17 protein-coding genes and 1 pseudogene are annotated in these 18,110 nt (G+C 66.0%); 14 read left to right on the top strand and 4 right to left on the bottom strand.

Annotation, left to right across the window (positions count from 1 at the left end):
* Together GLS40_RS18125 and GLS40_RS13320 are read left to right on the top strand one after the other, a co-directional pair.
* Window positions 1-188 (top strand): annotated as a pseudogene (locus tag GLS40_RS18125) (phytoene synthase); the annotation flags it as partial.
* 429 nt (window positions 189-617) lie between these two features.
* Complete coding sequence (locus tag GLS40_RS13320; RefSeq protein ID WP_160383219.1) at window positions 618-824, top strand: cold-shock protein; 207 nt, start codon at window positions 618-620, stop codon at window positions 822-824.
* Between the two features lie 160 nt (window positions 825-984).
* Here GLS40_RS13320 and GLS40_RS13315 read toward each other — a convergent pair whose 3' ends face one another.
* Both GLS40_RS13315 and GLS40_RS13310 read right to left on the bottom strand, forming a co-directional pair.
* Entirely contained in the window at window positions 985-1,611 is a 627-nt protein-coding gene (locus tag GLS40_RS13315) for a sulfotransferase family 2 domain-containing protein (RefSeq protein ID WP_160383218.1), read from the bottom strand.
* A 73-nt stretch (window positions 1,612-1,684) separates the two neighbouring features.
* Window positions 1,685-2,302 carry a TetR family transcriptional regulator C-terminal domain-containing protein gene (locus tag GLS40_RS13310; protein ID WP_160383217.1) on the bottom strand — a complete coding sequence of 206 codons (618 nt, stop codon included), beginning with the start codon at window positions 2,300-2,302 and terminating at the stop codon, window positions 1,685-1,687.
* A 237-nt stretch (window positions 2,303-2,539) separates the two neighbouring features.
* On the opposite strand from GLS40_RS13310, the gene GLS40_RS13305 reads away from it, so the two are divergent.
* The 9 genes from GLS40_RS13305 to GLS40_RS13265 all read left to right on the top strand — a co-directional run bounded on the left by GLS40_RS13305 (window position 2,540) and on the right by GLS40_RS13265 (window position 10,761).
* A complete protein-coding gene (locus GLS40_RS13305) occupies window positions 2,540-3,790 on the top strand; it encodes a Zn-dependent hydrolase (RefSeq protein WP_160383216.1) in 1,251 nt (416 codons plus the stop codon).
* A 90-nt stretch (window positions 3,791-3,880) separates the two neighbouring features.
* Entirely contained in the window at window positions 3,881-4,168 is a 288-nt protein-coding gene (locus GLS40_RS13300; protein WP_160383215.1) for a GIY-YIG nuclease family protein, read from the top strand.
* 70 nt (window positions 4,169-4,238) lie between these two features.
* The gene (gene hydA / locus GLS40_RS13295) at window positions 4,239-5,699 is read left to right on the top strand and encodes a dihydropyrimidinase (protein ID WP_160383214.1); all 1,461 of its coding nucleotides are present in this window, start codon (window positions 4,239-4,241) and stop codon (window positions 5,697-5,699) included.
* An 82-nt stretch (window positions 5,700-5,781) separates the two neighbouring features.
* Window positions 5,782-6,564, top strand: coding sequence for an ABC transporter ATP-binding protein (locus tag GLS40_RS13290; RefSeq protein ID WP_328598903.1), 783 nt, complete (start codon window positions 5,782-5,784; stop codon window positions 6,562-6,564).
* Window positions 6,557-6,988 (top strand): GNAT family N-acetyltransferase, encoded by a 432-nt coding sequence (locus tag GLS40_RS13285; protein ID WP_160383212.1) that lies wholly within the window; start codon window positions 6,557-6,559, stop codon window positions 6,986-6,988. The genes GLS40_RS13290 and GLS40_RS13285 overlap by 8 nt, the downstream gene beginning before the upstream one ends.
* Window positions 6,985-7,902: an ABC transporter permease gene (locus GLS40_RS13280; RefSeq protein ID WP_160383211.1), complete on the top strand. Its 918-nt coding sequence runs from the start codon at window positions 6,985-6,987 to the stop codon at window positions 7,900-7,902. Before GLS40_RS13285 ends, GLS40_RS13280 begins: the two co-directional genes overlap by 4 nt.
* Before the next feature lie 88 nt (window positions 7,903-7,990).
* Window positions 7,991-8,836: an ABC transporter permease gene (locus tag GLS40_RS13275; protein WP_160383210.1), complete on the top strand. Its 846-nt coding sequence runs from the start codon at window positions 7,991-7,993 to the stop codon at window positions 8,834-8,836.
* Window positions 8,837-8,865: 29 nt separating this feature from the next.
* Entirely contained in the window at window positions 8,866-9,861 is a 996-nt protein-coding gene (locus tag GLS40_RS13270) for an ABC transporter substrate-binding protein (protein ID WP_160383209.1), read from the top strand.
* Between the two features lie 135 nt (window positions 9,862-9,996).
* Window positions 9,997-10,761, top strand: coding sequence for a FadR/GntR family transcriptional regulator (locus GLS40_RS13265; protein ID WP_235905910.1), 765 nt, complete (start codon window positions 9,997-9,999; stop codon window positions 10,759-10,761).
* A gap of 494 nt (window positions 10,762-11,255) precedes the next feature.
* On the opposite strand, the gene GLS40_RS13260 is transcribed toward GLS40_RS13265, so the two are convergent.
* Window positions 11,256-11,930, bottom strand: coding sequence for a response regulator transcription factor (locus tag GLS40_RS13260; protein WP_160383208.1), 675 nt, complete (start codon window positions 11,928-11,930; stop codon window positions 11,256-11,258).
* Window positions 11,931-11,933: 3 nt separating this feature from the next.
* Window positions 11,934-13,352: a cache domain-containing protein gene (locus GLS40_RS13255; RefSeq protein ID WP_160383207.1), complete on the bottom strand. Its 1,419-nt coding sequence runs from the start codon at window positions 13,350-13,352 to the stop codon at window positions 11,934-11,936.
* Between the two features lie 262 nt (window positions 13,353-13,614).
* Here GLS40_RS13255 and GLS40_RS13250 point away from each other — a divergent pair, with 262 nt between their 5' ends.
* From GLS40_RS13250 to GLS40_RS13240, 3 genes are all read left to right on the top strand, one after another.
* Window positions 13,615-14,700: a TRAP transporter substrate-binding protein gene (locus tag GLS40_RS13250; RefSeq protein WP_160383206.1), complete on the top strand. Its 1,086-nt coding sequence runs from the start codon at window positions 13,615-13,617 to the stop codon at window positions 14,698-14,700.
* Between the two features lie 73 nt (window positions 14,701-14,773).
* Window positions 14,774-15,667: a TRAP transporter small permease subunit gene (locus GLS40_RS13245; RefSeq protein ID WP_160383205.1), complete on the top strand. Its 894-nt coding sequence runs from the start codon at window positions 14,774-14,776 to the stop codon at window positions 15,665-15,667.
* Window positions 15,668-15,681: 14 nt separating this feature from the next.
* Window positions 15,682-18,036: a TRAP transporter large permease gene (locus tag GLS40_RS13240; protein WP_160383204.1), complete on the top strand. Its 2,355-nt coding sequence runs from the start codon at window positions 15,682-15,684 to the stop codon at window positions 18,034-18,036.
* Window positions 18,037-18,110 lie beyond the last annotated feature (74 nt).

Below are 18,110 nucleotides of genomic sequence, written 5' to 3'. Positions count from 1 at the left end.
GCCTGCGCCGCGCCCGGGCGGCCCGGGCGGGGCTGCCGCTGGCGGCGGTGCTGCCGGTGGCCGGAACCCGGGATATCCTGAAGCGGGCGGCCGCGCGCCCCGAGCTGGTCACCGGTGGCGGCCTCGGGCCGGGTCCGGCACGTCAGAGCCTTGCGCTGTCATGGACCGCCCTCACCGGACGCTGGTGACGCGGCGCGGGCGGCTGGCCGGGCGATGGGCCCGGGCGGGGCGGGAATCCGCAGAGCCGGGCGCCGCGATCTTCGCCCGTTGACCGGGCGCGCAGACCCTCCTGAACCGGGCGGCCCCAAGCCGCCGAGGGCGGAACTCCGCCCGCCGTGGCCCCCTTCAACCGGATCGAAACCGGCCCGAACGGGCAGAGAGCGGCTTGGGTCGCGTCGGAAACGGTCGAAAGGGCCGGGTGCACCTTACCGAGCGCAATCGCTTGCCATTCCGTGATGCCGCACCACTTGCGAGCGGGGCAAAAATCAGCTATCTAGGCTCTCGCGAACACTCTTCATTCGACCATCTGTCTCCTTCTGGCTCCAGTTGATCTTAAGACGACCGTGAGCCGGGCCATCGCATGTTGCGGGTGGCATATATCTATAAGGAAATACACGATGGCCAATGGCACCGTGAAATGGTTCAACGCCACCAAGGGTTTCGGCTTCATTGCCCCCGAGCATGGCTCCAAGGACATCTTCGTCCACATCTCCGCCGTTGAGCGTGCAGGTCTGCAGACCCTGGCGGACGGTCAGGCAGTGACCTTCGACATCGAAAGCGGCCGCGACGGTCGTGAATCGGCGTCGAACCTCGCCCTGGCCTGAGGCCGGAGCACTTCAGCGAATTCAGGAACGGGGCCGGTTTTGCCGGCCCCTTCTTTTTGCGCCCCGCTCAGCCTGGGGCGCAGGTCGCGATTCGCCGGGGGCGGGGATGCGGGGCGGCGGGCCTCCGTCCGGGGCCCGTGACGTCCGGCTGCGGACTGCGTCACACGGCGGTGTCATATCCAAAGGCGATGAAGTCGTCCCGATAGGCTTCCAGGATGAAGTCCCTGTCCTGGGATGACAGTGAGTCTCGTGTGATGATCCTGTTCCTGGTGATGTTCCAACGCGGCAAGGGTGTGACATGTCCGAACACCTGTTCGCAGAGCCCCGGCCATTCGGCGGAGAGTGCCTCGTGCCGGATGATCCGGTCCACGATCACCTGTCCGTCGCGATGGACATAGAGGTGCTGCGGGCAAAAATGGCGCCACGTCGCAGAGTAGGGATCCGGGTCTTGCTGCCGCACATAGTCCCTGATCGACCGGTCCCGGCTTCCAGCGGTCTGGCGGTAGTTGAATGCGGAAATGACCCTGTCAAACGGGTTTCGCACTATGGAGAACTTGAAGAATGTCCTGAACTCCTCGGCGCTTACATGTCCGCAGTCGAGATATTCCCCGGCAAACAGATGGGCCAGACGTTCGGGGCCGACACGCGGGTCGTCATTGTATCGCATGAGGAGCCGGCTCCTCTCATCCCAGGTCAGGCCCAGAGACGTCAGGAACGCCGATGCGATGCATTGCCCCGCCGTCTTGGGGATATGAACGAATATGGTTCTGTGATCACGGGATAGCACACCGCGCCTCCAGTCGCAGGAATACGCACCGACCAGGCCGCACCGTTCGGGGCAGGGCGTCGCAAGGCCCGGTCTAGTCCACCTTCAGCATCCGGGTGAAGAGAACTTCGAGATATTCGCCCGCCTCGCGCGTCGGGTCCTTGACCTTCGGCCCCAGCACCGCGCGCACCTGCACGTCGAAATCCGCGTAGTGCTGCGTCAGCGACCAGATCGAGAAGATCAGGTGATAGGGATGCGCCTTTGCCAGCCGCCCCGCGTCCATCCAGCCGGCGATGACGGCGGCCTTCTCGTCCACCAGATCCTTCAGCTCGGTCGACAGCAGCTCCAGGATATGCGGCGCGCCCTGCACGATCTCGTTGGCGAACAGCCGGCTTTCGCGCGGGCGCTGGCGCGACAGTTCCAGCTTGCGGCGGACATAGGCCAGGACCTCCTCCAGCGGCTCGCCCGAGGCGTCGAGATCGCGCAGGGGGGCCAGCCAGACATCCATCAGCGTGGTCAGAAGGTGCGAGTGAATCGCCTCCTTCGAGGGGAAGTAGTAAAGCAGGTTGGGCTTGGACAGCCCGGCTTCGCGCGCGATCTGATCGACGGTCGCGCCACGGAAGCCATAGGTCGAAAAGACCTCCAGCGCGGCTTCCGAGATGATGCTGACGTTGCGCTTCTGAATGCGCGTTGTCGCGACGGGCTTGTCCATGCGGCAACCGGCCTTCCTGAAAATGTCTTCGCTATCAATGTTTCGCGCCCGGAAGGCATTGTCCAGACGCGCCTAGATTTTGGTCAGCCCCTGCCGCCGGGGGGCCGCATAATCGGGACGCGGGCGAAATTCTTGACTGCCCGTTGACCTCTGATAGCGTGGCTTTGACCTTTTGGTCAAATGCGGCCTGCCGCAGGCATCGCCGCGCCTCAGCCACACGACAGAACGAGGATCCAGATGGCCGCACCCGGAGAGAACCTTAAGATCAACGGCGACCGGCTCTGGGACAGCCTGATGGAGATGGCCAGGATCGGCCCCGGCGTGGCCGGCGGCAACAATCGCCAGACCCTGACCGATGCCGATGCCGAGGGGCGCAGCCTGTTCAAGCAGTGGTGCGAGGACGCGGGCTGCGAGATGGGGCTCGACACGATGGGCAACATGTTCGCCATGCGCCCGGGCACCGACCCCGAGGCGCTGCCGGTCTATGTGGGCAGCCACCTCGACACCCAGCCGACGGGCGGGAAATACGACGGGGTGCTTGGCGTTCTGGGCGCGCTGGAGGTGATCCGCACGCTGAACGACCTGGATGTGAAGACCAAGCACCCGATCGTGGTAACCAACTGGACCAACGAGGAGGGCACCCGCTACGCCCCCGCGATGCTGTCCTCGGGCGTCTTTGCCGGGGTGCATGCCGAGGACTGGGCCAAGGCGCGCGTGGATGCCGAGGGCAAGGCCTTTGGCGACGAGCTCAAGCGCATCGGCTGGGAGGGCGACGAGCCCGTGGGCGCGCGCAAGATGCATGCCTTCTTCGAGCTGCATATCGAGCAGGGCCCGATCCTGGAGGCCGAGGGCAAGGATATCGGCATCGTCACCCACGGGCAGGGCCTGAGCTGGACCCAGGTGACGATCACCGGCAGGGACAGCCACACCGGCTCCACCCCCATGCCGATGCGCAAGAATGCGGGGCTGGGCATGGCCAGGGTGCTGCAGCTGGTGGACGAGATCGCCTGGAGCCATGCGCCCCATGCCGTGGGCGCGGCGGGGCATATCGACGTCTACCCCAATTCGCGCAACGTGATCCCGGGCAAGGTGGTCTTTACCGTCGACCTCCGCTCGCCCGATCTGGCGGTGATCGAGGATATGGAGGCCCGGCTGAAGACCGGCGCCCAGGCGATCTGCGACGAAATGGGGCTAGAGGTGGCCTTTGAAAAGGTCGGCGGCTTCGACCCGGTGGAATTCGATGCGACATGCGTCGGCGCCCTGCGCGCGGCGGCCGAGAGGCTGGGCTATTCGCACCGCGACATCATCTCGGGCGCCGGGCACGATGCCTGCTGGATCAACCAGGTGGCGCCCACGGCGATGGTCATGTGCCCCTGCGTCGGCGGGCTGAGCCACAACGAGGCCGAGGAGATCTCCAAGGACTGGGCGACAGCGGGCGCGGACGTGCTGCTGCATGCGGTGGTCGAGACGGCCGGAGTGGTCGAATGATCCCCGCCGCCGCTGTCCCGGCCTTGCGCCGGGACCTCGCCCCCTCCAGGGCTGAACCTGACATTAACCAAATGCGCCTCCCATACCGCGATGGTGTGCTATGTCTACATCCTCGCTTCGCGTCCGCTGGGCGCGATCTATATCGGGCGCACCGCCGACCTGCGGCGGCGCGTGGCGCAGCATCGCAACGGGGCGGTGACGGCGCATACGAAAGCCTACAGGATTCATACGCTCGTCTGGTTCGAGGCGCACGACGACCCGGGCGAGGCGGCGCTGCGGGAACACCGCCTGAAGCGATGGCGCCGCGCCTGGAAGACCGACCTCATCGCGCAAGACAACCCGCAGTGGCAGGACATTTCCGCCTGGATCCCGGACTGACGACAGCCTGGCAGGCGGCGGGGTCCCGGCGCGAGGCCGGGACACCAAGGACAGGAATGGAGGACAAGGCATGAGCAAGGTCATCAAGGGCGGCACGGTGCTGACGGCGGATCGCCAGTACAAGGCGGACGTGCTGATCGAGGGCGAGACGATCAAGGAGATCGGCGAGGACCTGAAGGGCGACAGCTATATCGACGCCGAAGGCGCCTATGTCATCCCCGGCGGGATCGACCCGCATACCCACCTGGAGATGCCCTTCATGGGCACCACGGCGGCCGAGACCTTCGAGACCGGCACCTGGGCGGCGGCGGTTGGCGGCACGACCATGCTGATCGACTTCTGCCTGCCGGGCGAGGACGGGTCGATCAGGAACGCGATCCAGGAATGGCACCGCAAGAGCGCCCCGCAGATCTGTTCCGATATCGGCTATCACATGGCGATCACCGGATGGAACGAGAGTGTTTTCAACGAGATGAAGGACGCTGTTGATGCGGGTGTGAACTCCTTCAAGCACTTCATGGCCTACAAGGGCGCGCTGATGGTCGAGGATGACGAGATGTTCGCCTCGTTCTCGCGCTGCAAGGAGCTGGGCGCGATCCCGATGGTCCATGCCGAAAACGGCGACCTGGTGGATCTGATGCAGAAGAAGTTCCTCGCCGAGGGCAAGACCGGGCCGGAATGGCACGCGCGCTCGCGTCCGCCCGAGTTCGAGGGCGAGGCCGCCAACCGCGCCATCACCATCGCCGATGCGGCGGGCGTGCCGCTCTATATCGTGCACGTGAGCTGCGAGCAGGCGCATGAGGCGATCCGCCGGGCCCGCCAGAAGGGCATGCGCGTCTATGGCGAGCCGCTGGCGCAGTTCCTGACGCTGGACGAGGACGAATATCTGAGCGAGGACTGGCTGCATTCCGCCCGCCGCGTGATGTCCCCGCCATTCCGGGGGAAAGAGCATCAGGACGGGCTCTGGGCCGGGTTGCAGGCGGGATCGCTGCAGGTGGTGGCGACTGACCATGCCGCCTTTTCCTCGGAGCAGAAGAAGATGGGGATCGGCGATTTCACCAAGATTCCCAACGGCACCAATGGTTTGGAGGAAAGACTTGGCGTGCTCTGGACCAAGGGGGTCGAAACCGGCCGCCTGACGCCCGAGGAATTTGTCGCCGTCACCTCGACCAATATCGCCAAGATCCTGAACGTCTATCCCAGGAAGGGCGCGCTGATGCCGGGGGCGGACGCGGATATCGTGGTCTGGGATCCCAGGATCAGCAAGACGATCAGCGCCTCCAACCACCATTCCATCCTCGATTACAACGTCTTCGAGGGGATGGAGGTCACCGCGCAGCCCCGTTTCACCCTCTCGCGGGGCGAGGTGATCTGGGCCTGGGGCCAGAACTCGCAGCCCCAGCCCGGCCGGGGCCGCTTCGTCCCGCGCCCGGCCTTCCCGAGCGCGCACAAGGCGCTGTCGAAGTGGAAGGAGCTGAACTCTCCGCGCAGCGTCAAGCGCGATCCGCTGAATATTCCGGCGGGGATCTGACCGCCGGGGTGACAATGCCGCGTCCGGGGTCAGGGCGCGGCCAACACCAGGCCGGGACAACCGGCAGAAAAGGGTGAAGGGCGTGAGCCAGGCCACGGTAATCGAAGCGAAAAACCTCGATCTCACTTTCCAGACCAATGATGGCGCGGTGCAGGCCCTCAGCGGCGTGACGCTGGACATCGCCGCGGGCGATTTCGTCAGCTTCATCGGCCCCTCGGGCTGCGGCAAGACGACCTTCCTGCGCTGCATCGCCGCGCTGGAGCAGCCGACGGGCGGCACGCTGACCGTGAACGGCATGACGCCGGAGGAGGCGCGCAAGGCCCGCGCCTATGGCTATGTCTTCCAGGCCGCGGGGCTTTACCCCTGGCGGACCATCGCGGGCAATATCCGCCTGCCGCTTGAGATCATGGGCTTTTCCCGCGCCGAACAGGCGGAGCGCGTGAAGAACGTTCTGGAACTCGTTGATCTGGCAGGGTTTGGCGGGAAATTCCCCTGGCAGCTTTCGGGCGGGATGCAGCAGCGTGCCTCGATCGCGCGGGCGCTGAGTTTCGATGCCGACATCCTGCTGATGGACGAACCCTTCGGCGCGCTGGACGAAATCGTGCGCGATCACCTGAACGAAGAGCTGCTGAAGCTCTGGGCGCGGACCGGCAAGACCATCGGCTTCGTCACCCATTCGATCCCCGAGGCGGTGTATCTGTCCACCCGGATCGTGGTGATGAGTCCGCGCCCGGGCCGGATCACCGACGTGATCGAAAGCCCGCTGCCCAAGGATCGCCCGCTCGACATCAGGGACACTCCGGAATTCCTTGAAATCGCTCACAGAGTCCGCGAAGGGCTGAGGGCAGGGCACGCCTATGACTGAGCCTGTCATCCGCCGCGCGGGCCCGGGAGACATCCCTGCGATGGCGGCCATCGTCCACGCCTGGGTCGAGGAAACCGACTGGAAACCGCGCGACCTGACGCTGGCGGCGCTGGAGGAGACCATCCGCACGGCCCTGCCGGATCGCGAGATCCGGGTCGCCGGGGATCCGGTCTGCGGATCTCTGTCGCTGGATTCCGGGACGCTGAAGATTTCGGGCCTCTACGTCGCGGCCCGCGACAGGGGCGTCGGCAAGGCGCTGATCGACCAGGTCAGGCGGGGCCGCGACCGGCTGTGGCTGCGCACGCATGAACCGAACCGCGACACGCAGCGCTTTTACCGGCGCGAAGGGTTTGTCGCGGTCTCGCGCCACAGGGCCGAGCCGCCGGAAACCTTGGCCGAGATTCGGATGGAGTGGCGCGCATGAGGTCGGTTGTCCCTGTCCTGGCCGTCGTCGCGGTGATCCTGGCCATCTGGTACCTGGCCTGCCTGCCGATGAACATCCACACCGCCCTGACCAACGCGGAACGGGCCGGGGTGGCGGTGCAGCCCGAGGGGGCTGCGGAACGACGCGACCGCAGCGGCATCGGGCTGGCCCTGACCAACCCCGGGCAATGGGCCGACACCTGGGCGCAGGACAAGCCGCGCCTGCCGGCGCCGCATCAGGTGCTGGCCGAGCTCTGGGACACCACCGCGATGAAGAAGGTGACCAGCAAGCGCAGCCTGGTCTTTCACGGCTGGATCACCCTGTCGGCGACGCTTCTGGGCTTTGCCATCGGCACCGGCATGGGCATCGTGCTGGCCATCGGGATCGTGCATTCGCGCGCGATGGACATGAGCGTGATGCCCTGGGCCATCGCCAGCCAGACAATCCCGATCCTGGCCATCGCGCCAATGATCATCGTGGTTCTGAACTCGGTCGGCGTGCAGGGGCTGCTGCCCAAGGCGATCATCTCGGCCTATCTGTCCTTTTTCCCGGTGGTGGTCGGCATGGTGAAGGGGCTGCGCAGCCCGGATGCCATGCAGTTCGACCTGCTGCGGACCTACAACGCCTCGCGCGGGCAGACATTTGCCAAGCTGCGGCTGCCGGCCTCGGTGCCGTATCTGTTTGCCTCGCTGAAGGTGGGCATCGCGGCGTCGCTCGTGGGGGCCATTGTCGGAGAGCTGCCGACAGGCGCCGTGCGGGGCCTTGGCGCGCGGCTGCTGACGGGGAGCTATTATGGCCAGACGATCCAGATCTGGTCGGCCCTGTTCGCGACGGCGGTTCTGGCGGCGGTGCTGGTGGCCCTGATCGCGGGGGCGGAGCGGATGACGTTGAAACGTATGGGATTGGGACGATGAGGGGGCTTTGCGATACCCCGGGCGGGCTTGGGCTGCATTCAGGGTCTGCCGGTTTCCCCCCGCCGCGGCTTGCGGATCGGGTCGCGCCATGACCCTCGTGCTTTCCGCCCTGATCCTCTGGGCCGCCGCCTGGTGGCTGAACGTCCGGCTCGCCAATGGCCCGACGGCGCATACCCCGGCCACGAAACTGCTGGTCCCGGTGATCTTTGGCCTCACCCTGCTGATCATGTGGGAACTCATCGTCCGCGGCCTCAACGTCCCGCTGGTCATCCTGCCGGCCCCCAGCCTGATCGCCGCGCGCTTCGCGCAATCCCTGCCGATCCTCTGGGCGGATTTCGTGCAGACCTTCGTCAAGGGCGCGCTTTCGGGTTATGCCATCGGCTGCGCGGCGGCCTTCGTCACCGCGATCCTCATCGACCGCAGCGATTTCCTGCGCCGGGGCCTGATGCCCGTGGGCAGCTTCGTCGCGGCCCTGCCCATCGTGGGCACCGCGCCGATCCTCGTGATGTGGTACGGCTTCGACTGGCAGTCCAAGGCGGCCGTGGTTGTGGTCATGGTCTTCTTCCCGATGCTGGTGAACATCACCGCCGGGCTGCAGGAGACCACCCAGATGCAGCGTGACCAGATGCAGACCTGGGCCGCAACCTACTGGCAGGGCTTGTGGAAACTGCGCCTGCCGGCGGCTATGCCCTTTGTCTTCAACGGGCTGAAAATCTCATCGACGCTGGCCCTGATCGGCGCCATCGTGGCGGAATTCTTCGGATCGCCCATTGTGGGCATGGGGTTCCGCATATCAACATCCGTGGGGCAGCTCGCGCTCGACATGGTCTGGGCGGAAATCGTCGTGGCGGCGATCGCGGGCTCTGTCTTTTACGGTGTCGTGGCCCTCATCGAACGGTGGGTCACGTTCTGGCATCCGTCGCAGAGACGGTAACGAAGAGTAACAACAAGGGAGCCATGACAATGAAACACCTTATCGCAGGCGCCGCGCTGGCGCTGGCCTTTGGCGGGCCGGCCCTGGCCGCGTCGCATTCCGACAACAGCGTCAAGCTGCAGCTGCAATGGGTCACCCAGGCCCAGTTCGCCGGCTATTACGTCGCGCTGGAGAAGGGGTATTACGAGGAAGAGGGCCTGGACGTCACCATCCTGCCCGGCGGCCCCGACATCGCGCCGCCCCAGGTGCTGGCCGGCGGCGGTGCCGATGCCATGCTGAACTGGATGCCCTCGGCGCTGGCCGCGCGCGAAAAGGGGCTGCCGGTGGTGAACATCGCCCAGCCGTTCAAATCCTCGGGCCTGATGCTGACCTGCTGGAAGGACACCGGGATCACCGGCCCGCAGGATTTCAAGGGCAAGACCATCGGCGTCTGGTTCTTCGGCAACGAATACCCGTTCCTCAGCTGGATGAGCCAGGAGGGCATTCCCACCGACGGCGGCGATGACGGGGTCACGGTGCTCAAGCAGGGCTTCAACGTCGATCCGCTGATCCAGCGCCAGGCCGACTGCATCTCGACAATGACCTACAACGAATACGGTCAGGTGCTGGACGCGGGTGTCTCTCCGGATGAGCTGGTGACCTTCAAATACGAGGATATGGGCGTCGCCACGCTGGAGGACGGCATCTACGTGCTTGAAGAGAACCTGGCCGATCCGATGTTCAAGGAAAAGATGGTCAAGTTCGTCCGCGCCTCGATGAAGGGCTGGAAATACGCCGAGTCCCATCCCGACGAGGCGGCCGAAATCGTGCTGGAATACGATGAGACCGGCGCCCAGTCCGAAGCGCATCAGAAACGCATGATGGGCGAAATCGCCAAGCTGACTGCCGGGTCCGACGGATCGCTGGACGAGGCCGATTACCAGCGCACGGTCGACACGCTGCTTGCCGGCGGGTCCGATCCGGTCATCTCGAAGGCCCCGGAAGGCGCCTGGACGCATGAGATCACCGACGAGGCGCTGAAGTAAGCGCAGCGCAACGGGGCGGGGGGCCGGACGTTCGGTTCCCCGCCAGCGCCTCTATTGCGCGAGGGGCGAATTATCATGATAAATGCAGAAGCGCCGGGCAAGTTCCGCACCGGCGACGGAACGAGGGAGGCGGGTTTGACAACCGACGCCACGAAACCGGCGACCGCGCCGCGCCGCTCGCGCCCCGTGAAGGTGGCGGATGCGATCAAGGACTTCGTGGTCGAACGCGGGTTGCGCAAGGGCGACCGCCTGCCCGGCGAGACCCAGCTGATGGCCCATTTCGGCATGGCCAAGGGCACCATCCGCGAGGCGATGCGCATTCTCGAGGCGCAGGGCCTGATCGTCACCCGCACCGGCCCGGGCGGGGGCAGCTTCGTGCACGAGGTGTCGCGCGAAAGGGCGCGGGCCCTGCTGGGCAATTACTTCTATTTCCAGGACCTGACGCTGCACGACATCTACCAGGTCCGCCGCCTGCTGGAGCCGGAGCTCGCCGCCTCGCTCGCCGGCCGACTCGACGAGGCGGCGCTGAGCCAGCTCGAGGCCGTGGTGGCCACCTATGCCCATCCCTCCGCCACCGTGGAGGAGGAGCGCGACCAGCATGTCGCCTCGCTGCGCTTTCACCAGCTGCTGGCGGATTTTGCCGAAAACGCCCTGCTGGGGTTCCTGATCGGCTTCATGGCGCAGATCCTCACGGACGTGACCGTCTACCGCCGGCTTTACGAGCCGCCCAATGTCGAACTCTGGTCCAGGGGCCGCGCCTACCAGCTGCAGCTGGTCGAGGCGCTGCGCATGGGCGACAGCGACCGCGCCCGCCTGGTCATGGCCGATCACATGGCCACCGCCGAGGCGCTGATGGAGGGTCAGGAGGCCAGGGTCCTGAAACGCTTCATGGCCCAGTGACGGCCCCCGCCGTCACTCCGCCCCCGACATCCACCCTCACTACCGCCACCGCCCGCATCCCCGCGCCGCCCGATGCCCCCTGCGCATTCCGGCCCTGCCTTCCTCTGGCCCGAAATATCCCGGGGGAGTCCGCGCGCAGCGCGGGCGGGGGCAGCGCCCCCTCCCACCTCCGCACTTTGCACTTTCCCCGGATAACGGGGGCGATGCCTCGCCTGGCCGCCACGTCTCGCGGCAGGGGCACTGCAAATAACGGTTGGACTGGGCCCCCTGCCACCTCCGTCATGTGCAGGGTCCCGGCATGAAGGGCGCGATATCCCACCCGGCCGCCGTGTTTCGCGTCGGGGGCACGGCAACCGAGGTTCAGACCGGACCCACCGCCCTCGATGCCCGCGCCGCGCCATCGGCGCCTCGATGCCCCGCGTGCCAAAGGCCTCGCCCGCGGATCGCCGTCCGGGCGGCACCGGCGCAGGACCGGGCCGGATCGGGCAGGGCGCTCAGAACCCGCCCTGGATCCCCGTGCCCTGCAGCACTCCGTGTTCCATCGCATAGCGGGTCAGCCCGGCGGTGGAAGAGATCCCCAGCTTGCGCTTGATGTTCTTGCGGTGCGTCTCGACCGTGCGGACGGAGATTTCCAGCTCGATCGCCACTTCCTTGTTCGACTTGCCCTGAGCCAGCTGCAGCAGGATCGTCTGTTCCCGGTTGGTCAGCGCCTCGCGCCCGTCGTCGCCGGAGGGGGCGAGCGAGCCCTTGGCCCCGGTGCAGAGATAGCGTTCGCCCGCCATCACCGTGTCGATGGCCAGCTTGATCTCTTCGGTCGGCACGTCCTTGAGGACATAGCCCTTGGCCCCGTGGCTGAGCGCGGTCGAGATGTATTCGGCGCTGTCGTGCATCGACAGGATCAGGATGCGCGCCTCGGGCCGCTTTTCCAGCAGCAGCTCGCTGGCGGTCAGGCCGTTGAGCTCGGGCATGTTCAGATCCAGCAGGATGACGTCGGGCACGACCCTGTCGACCGCGTCGAGGATCTCGCGCCCGTTGGCGAAGGTGCCCACAACGGCGATGTCGTCATAGCTTTCCAGCACCGAGCGGATGCCCTCGGTCACCATCGGGTGGTCGTCCACGATGGCCACGCGGATCATGCGCGGCGCCACGGAGAGCACGGGTTCGCTCATGCGTCAGGCCTTTCTTCTGTCCTCGCCCGCGCCCCGGTCGGGCTTGAGCATATGTGTCAGCGGCACCTTGGCCTCGATCACCGTGCCGTCGCCCGATGACAGGATGCGCAGGGTGCCGTCAAGCTGCGCGATCCGCTCCTGCATGTTGCGCAGGCCCAGGCCCTGCCGCCCGTCGCGCTGCGCGGCGGGCATGCCGCAGCCGTTGTCGGCGATGCGCAGCATGGCGCCGCTGCGCGAGCCGCGCACCTCGATGGTGACACGGCTGGCACCGGAATGGCGCTCGACATTCATCAGCGCCTCCTGCGCCACGCGGTAGAGCGCGGTCTTGGCCTCTTCGTCCAGCCGGTTGCGGAAGGGCACGGTCGAGAATTCCGCCACGATCCCGGTGCGCTGGCCGAATTCCTCGGCCAGCTGCTTGATCGCGGGGCCAAGGCCCAGGTCGTCCAGCACGCCGGGGCGCAGGTCGCGGCTGATGCGCCGCACCTCCTGGATCGCGTCGCCCAGGCTGCTCATGCCACGGTCCAGCGTCTCGCCCGCGCGCGCGTCGCCGCTGGCAAAGCGCCGCCGCGCGCTGTCCAGCGCGAATCGCACGCCCACCAGCAGCTGCGAAATCCCGTCGTGCAGTTCGCGCGCCACGCGGATGCGTTCCTCTTCCTGCGCATCGAACACGCGCTGCGTCAGGCTTTTCACCTTGGCATTTGCGACCCGGCGTTCGCGCAGGTTCAGCAGCCAGCCGGCGGCAAAGACCAGCAGCAGCGCCGCAAAGGTGATTCCGCCGATGTAGAGGAAGGTCTGCCGGACGCGGTCCTGCACCTCGGCCCGGGCGGCGGCCACGGTGGCCAGCACGTCGTCGATGAAGACCCCGGTGCCGATGGCCCATTTCCACGAATGCAGCGCGGTGACATAGGTCACCATCTGCGCCTCTTCCCCGGTCGAGGGCTTGGGCCACAGATGCGTCACCCAGCCGGTGCCCTCGCGCGCGGTGGCGATGAAGTCCTGCACCACCATGCGCTCGTTGCCGTCCTCCAGATCCCACCAGTTGCGGTTGATCATGTCGGTCTGGCGCGGCGAGACGAGGTTCTGCCCCTCGTAGTCGTAGACGAAGAAGAAGCCCTCGTCGCCATAGGTCATCGCGGCCAGGATCTGCAGCACCTTCTGCTTGGCGGCCTCGTCATCCGGGCCGGCATTGCCGTAGATCCAGTTGAACCCGTTGCGCGCCTGGGTCACGTAGTTGCGCAGTTCGGCCTTCTTGGCCTCGATCAGCTGGCGTTCCAGCGCAGCGATCTCGCGTTCGGCCAGTGCGTTGCTCTGATGCGCGACCAGCGGCGCGATGGCCGCGATCGCGACGATCAGCGGCAGGGTCGCCAGCAGGAAAAGCTTGGCGCCCGAACTCAGCGGCAAACGTGCGGTCAGGTTCTGCATTTGCGCTGATGTACCGCCAAAACCGGATGATTCCTAGCGTTCCGCAATGCGGAAAGGTGCGATCTGCCGTCCGCCTGCCCAACAGCGTGTTCTCTGCCTGCCCAATTGGCCGGTTTCGTCTCCGGGACCTGCATTTAATGCGGGCATATACGTAATCTTTGGTATTTCCCGAATTCCGACCTGCGGATAGTGTCCGGGGACTTGCAACGATCCGTCGGGGAGGGGAGTCCCCGGCGTTCTTGAATACCGGGAGGATATTTTCATGGATCGTCGTTCCTTTCTGAAGACGTCTGCACTCGGCGGGACCGCCGCGGCTGCCAGCACACTGGCCGCTCCGGCGATCGCGCAGGGCAACATGACCCTGACCATGGTGACGACCTGGCCCCGCGGCCTGGCCGGCGTGTGGGATTCGGTCATGCGGTTCGCGGACAACCTGACTGCCATGTCCGACGGTGCGATCACCGTCGACGTGAAGGCGGCGGGCGAACTCGTCGGCGCGTTCGAGGTGTTCGACGCGGTCACCTCGGGCCAGGCGGACATCTACCACGGTGCCGATTACTACTTCACCGGCCAGCACCCGGCCTTCCAGTTCTTCACCGTGGCGCCCTTCGGCATGACCGCGCCCGAGATGATGACCTGGTACTATGCCGGCGACGGCATGGCCCTGCACCACGAGCTGGGCGAGATCTTCGGCCTCAAGTCGTTCATCGCGGGCCAGACCGGCGCGCAGGGTGGCGGCTGGTTCCGCAAGCCCATCGAGTCGGTTGACGACTTCAAGGGCCTCAAGTTCCGCATGCCCGGCCTGGGTGGCCAGGCGCTCGGCCGTCTCGGCGCTTCGGTGCAGGTGCTGCCGGGTGGCGAGATCTATCAGGCCCTGTCGACCGGCGCGCTGGACGGCACCGAGTGGATCGGCCCCTGGTCGGATGAAAAGCTCGGCCTGCAGGAAGTCTGCAAATACTACTACCCCGCAGGCTTCCACGAGCCGGGTTCGGCCCTGTCGATCGCGATGAACCTCGAAGTCTTCGACGGGCTGAGCCCCGCGCAACAGAAGATGGTCGAAATGGCCGCTGCCGAGGATCACCAGGCCAACTATGCCCTGTTCATCGCCAACAACGGCCCGGCGCTGCAGCGCCTGAAGAACACCGGCATCCAGGTCATGGAATTCCCGGACGACGTCTGGGACGCCTTCGGCCAGGCTTCGAAAGAGGCGCTGGACGAGTTCATGGGCGACGAGCTCTTCGCCAAGATCCGTGCCTCGGCCGAAGCGTCGATGAACTCGACCTCGGCCTGGACCTCGGTGTCGGACGCCTTCTACGTGAACGAGCGTTCGCGCGTGAACGGCATGTAACAGACCCTTCCGGGTCTGAAACACGGCTGCGCATCCCTGTGATGCGCAGCCTGTCATACAGGGGGGACAGGCGATGCTGGACGCTCTCGCGTGGCTGGCGACGCAAATCGGTCTCGGCTTCTATCACATCGGTTATGCGATCACGCATCCGGCCCTCTGGCTGGACTGGTCCGACAAGGAAGCCCTGATCCGCTTCATCTATTACGGCGGCTCGGTCGAGCTGTTCTTTGCCGTCTTCGACATCTTCCTGGTCGTCACCATTGCCGGGCTGATCTGGCGCAAGTTCATGTGGGGCTGCGTCAGGGTGTTCGAGGGCATCTCGAACGGGATCGGGCGTATCGCGGCCTGGGCCGGCCTGATCATGGTGGCGCAGCAGACCATGGTCGTCTTCCTGCAGTCGATATTCCGGCTGGGCGAGATCTCGGTCGCGCCGCTTGGCCTGGGGCTGACCTATTCGGTCGGCTGGTGGTCCGAGGGGCTGAAATTCTGGAACGCCGTGGTGGTTGCGCTCTGCGTCGCCTATGCCTTTGTCCAGGGCAGCCATGTCCGGGTCGATCTGGTCTACGCACCGCTGAAATTCCGCGCCAAGCGCGCGGTCGACATGTTCGGCGCGATCTTCCTGATGATCCCCGCGGCGGTGCTGACGTGGATGTATTCCTGGTTCTTCCTCTGGCGGCACCTGATCACGCCCAAGGTCTCGGCCAGCGACCAGCTGGACCTGATGATGCGCAAGTCCAAGATCGTGAAATGGAACGTGGAAACCGTGGGCTTCAGCCCCGATGGCTTCAACGCCTACTTCATGTTCAAGATCCTGATCCTGGCCTTCGTGGCACTGGTCATCCTGCAGGCCATCACCTTCTTCTACCGCTCGTACCTCGAACTGGTGGAAGGCCCCGCATCCGAAGGCCGCTACCTCGACCGCGACACGCTGGGCGAGGGCGAAGAGGCCTACGAAGGCACGCATTGAAGGGACGCTAGACAATGCTATTCGGACTGGACGGCGTCGAGATCGGGCTGATCATCGTCTTTCTCAGCCTTTTCGCCGGTATTCTCTCGGGCTTCCCCGTCGCCTTTGCCATCTCGGGCGCCGGCGTCTTTGCCTTCACCATCATCGCCTTCCTCGACAGCACCGGGGTGCTGGTCCACAACGTGGTGGATGCGGGATCGCAGGCCTATCGCGACCTCGTCGCGGCGGGTGTCAGACCCGACAGCATATCCACCTTCCGCTACCCGGACCTGCCGACCGTGGCGCAGCCGCTGTTCGAACGGGGCTGGGAAACCGCGATGGACCGCAACCTGTCCTTCATCGTGAACCGGATGAACGAACGCGTCTTTGCCGGGCAGTCGATCGAGACGCTGCTGGCGGTGCTGATGTTCGTGATGATGGGCATCACGCTGGAGCGGTCGAAGATCGCCAACGATCTGCTGACCACCATGGCGCGCGTCTTCGGCCCGCTGCCGGGCGGCCTGGCCGTGTCGGTTGTCGTCGTGGGCGCCTTCCTCGCGGCCTCCACCGGGATCGTGGGCGCCACCGTGGTGACCATGGGCCTGCTGTCGCTGCCGACCATGCTGCGCAACGGCTATTCGCCCGAACTGTCCACCGGGGTCATCGCGGCCTCGGGCACGCTGGGGCAGATCATCCCGCCGTCCATCGTGATCGTCCTGCTGGGCACCCTGGCGGGCGACCTCTACTCGGCCGCGCAGGAGGCACGGGCGCACAGCTTCGGCTGCTCCGACGCGCTGACCTATCTGGGCCGCCCGGCGGTTGTCTCGGTCGGCACGCTGTTCCAGGCGGCGATGCTGCCGGGGATCCTGCTGGCTGTGCTCTATGCCGGCTATGCCTTCTGCTTCGCGCTGTTCAACCCGTCCAAGGCACCCGCTGTCCATGTCGAATATGCCGGCGGCGAGGCGCGCACCCGGGGCGAGACCATGACCTGGTTCGTCCTGGTGCCCGTGCTGGTGATCGGCGGGGCCTTCCTGCTGGCCGAGGTCGGCGTGATCGGGTCGCAGTCGCTGCAGGTCGATGCCTTCTCCGAGGCGTCGCAGGGCGCGGTGCTGCGCACCAATGTCTCGGACTCCTGCCGGGCGGCGATGATCGAGCTGCACGGCCAGGCCAAATGGGACCTGGCCGTCCAGCAGCAGCAGGCCATCACCGCTGCGGGCGGGCAGACCGAAAGCGTCCGGCTGAGCGCGGAACAGGTCGAACAGCTGCGCCAGTTCAAACTGGCCGAGGCGGCGCCGATCGGCACCGGCGTGGCCACGATCTTCGTGCTGCTGATGCTGGTGCTGGCGGCGGCGCGCGGGGCCAAGCCCTCGGCCAATGCCGAGCCGCTGATCATCGGGGCGGCGGGCGCGGTGCTGGGGCTGCTGGCGGATGTCTTCTTCATCCGGCCGGACACTTCGGCGATGTCGACCTTCCTGATCATCGCGCTGCCTCTGGCTGTGACCCTCTGGGGCTGCCGCCACGCGGCGATGCGTCTGGCCGAGAACGAGCTGATCCGCGTGGTCTTTCCGCCGCTGGTCCTGATCGTGGCGGTGCTGGGCTCGATCCTGGGGGGCATCACCAACCCGACACCGGCGGCGGCGCTCGGCGCGGCAGGTGCGATCATGCTGGCCGCCTACCGCAAGCTGCGCGAGCGCGGGCAGTCGGGGCGGATCATCATCAACGCGACCTTCGCGGTGGTGATCATGATCCTGATCGGCGCGAATTTCGACGTGCGGATCAACTCCAGTTCGGTCGGGCTCGAAAACTGGATCGCCTTCCTCGTGGCCTATGGCTGCTTCCTCTATGCGGCCTTCGGTCTGGCCTATTCGGGCTGGGTGCTGTTCAAGGGCGGCGTCCTCAGCCCGGTGGTGCGCGAGACGGCCAAGGTGACCTCGATGGTCTTCACCATCCTGATCGGCTCGCAGCTGCTGAACCTGGTGGTGATCTCCTTCGGGGGCGAGCACTACATCCAGACCTTCCTGCGCAGCTTCGACAACGAGTTCACGGTGTTCCTGCTGGTGATGTTGGTGCTGTTCATCCTGGGCTTCGTGCTGGATTTCCTCGAGATCATCTACATCGTGATCCCGATCGTGGGGCCGGTGATCTACGGCGGGACCTTCGATCCGAAATGGGTGACGATCATGATCGCGGTGAACCTGCAGACCTCGTTCCTGACCCCGCCCTTCGGCTTCGCGCTGTTCTACCTGCGCGGGGTGGCGCCGGCCTCGGTCACCACGGGGCACATCTACCGCGGCATCGTGCCCTTCGTGCTGATCCAGGTGGTGGGGCTGGCGATCCTGTGGTTCGTGCCGGGCATCGTGACCATCGTGCCGAACCTGATGCCAAACTGAGCCGCTGCGGCAGCCTGATCCAAAGGAAAGGCCGCGCCCTGCCGGGCGCGGCCTTGTTCCATGTCCCCGGTCCC

This window comes from Pseudooceanicola pacificus (assembly GCF_009789075.1).
Taxonomy (GTDB): domain Bacteria; phylum Pseudomonadota; class Alphaproteobacteria; order Rhodobacterales; family Rhodobacteraceae; genus Pseudooceanicola; species Pseudooceanicola pacificus.
Note: the sequence above shows the minus strand (reverse complement) of the source record. Positions and strands in the feature narration are given on the sequence as shown.

Bases quoted from the DNA above. Each gene is read 5' to 3' on its own strand.
- GLS40_RS13270 (WP_160383209.1), top strand. From the start codon at position 8,866: ATGAAACACCTTATCGCAGGCGCCGCGCTGGCGCTGGCCTTTGGCGGG.
- GLS40_RS13275 (WP_160383210.1), top strand. From the start codon at position 7,991: ATGACCCTCGTGCTTTCCGCCCTGATCCTCTGGGCCGCCGCCTGGTGG.
- hydA (WP_160383214.1), top strand. From the start codon at position 4,239: ATGAGCAAGGTCATCAAGGGCGGCACGGTGCTGACGGCGGATCGCCAG.
- GLS40_RS13280 (WP_160383211.1), top strand. From the start codon at position 6,985: ATGAGGTCGGTTGTCCCTGTCCTGGCCGTCGTCGCGGTGATCCTGGCC.
- GLS40_RS13245 (WP_160383205.1), top strand. From the start codon at position 14,774: ATGCTGGACGCTCTCGCGTGGCTGGCGACGCAAATCGGTCTCGGCTTC.
- GLS40_RS13305 (WP_160383216.1), top strand. From the start codon at position 2,540: ATGGCCGCACCCGGAGAGAACCTTAAGATCAACGGCGACCGGCTCTGG.
- GLS40_RS13250 (WP_160383206.1), top strand. From the start codon at position 13,615: ATGGATCGTCGTTCCTTTCTGAAGACGTCTGCACTCGGCGGGACCGCC.
- GLS40_RS13320 (WP_160383219.1), top strand. From the start codon at position 618: ATGGCCAATGGCACCGTGAAATGGTTCAACGCCACCAAGGGTTTCGGC.
- GLS40_RS13300 (WP_160383215.1), top strand. From the start codon at position 3,881: ATGGTGTGCTATGTCTACATCCTCGCTTCGCGTCCGCTGGGCGCGATC.
- GLS40_RS13255 (WP_160383207.1), bottom strand. From the start codon at position 13,352: ATGCAGAACCTGACCGCACGTTTGCCGCTGAGTTCGGGCGCCAAGCTT.
- GLS40_RS13310 (WP_160383217.1), bottom strand. From the start codon at position 2,302: ATGGACAAGCCCGTCGCGACAACGCGCATTCAGAAGCGCAACGTCAGC.
- GLS40_RS13260 (WP_160383208.1), bottom strand. From the start codon at position 11,930: ATGAGCGAACCCGTGCTCTCCGTGGCGCCGCGCATGATCCGCGTGGCC.
- GLS40_RS13285 (WP_160383212.1), top strand. From the start codon at position 6,557: ATGACTGAGCCTGTCATCCGCCGCGCGGGCCCGGGAGACATCCCTGCG.
- GLS40_RS13240 (WP_160383204.1), top strand. From the start codon at position 15,682: ATGCTATTCGGACTGGACGGCGTCGAGATCGGGCTGATCATCGTCTTT.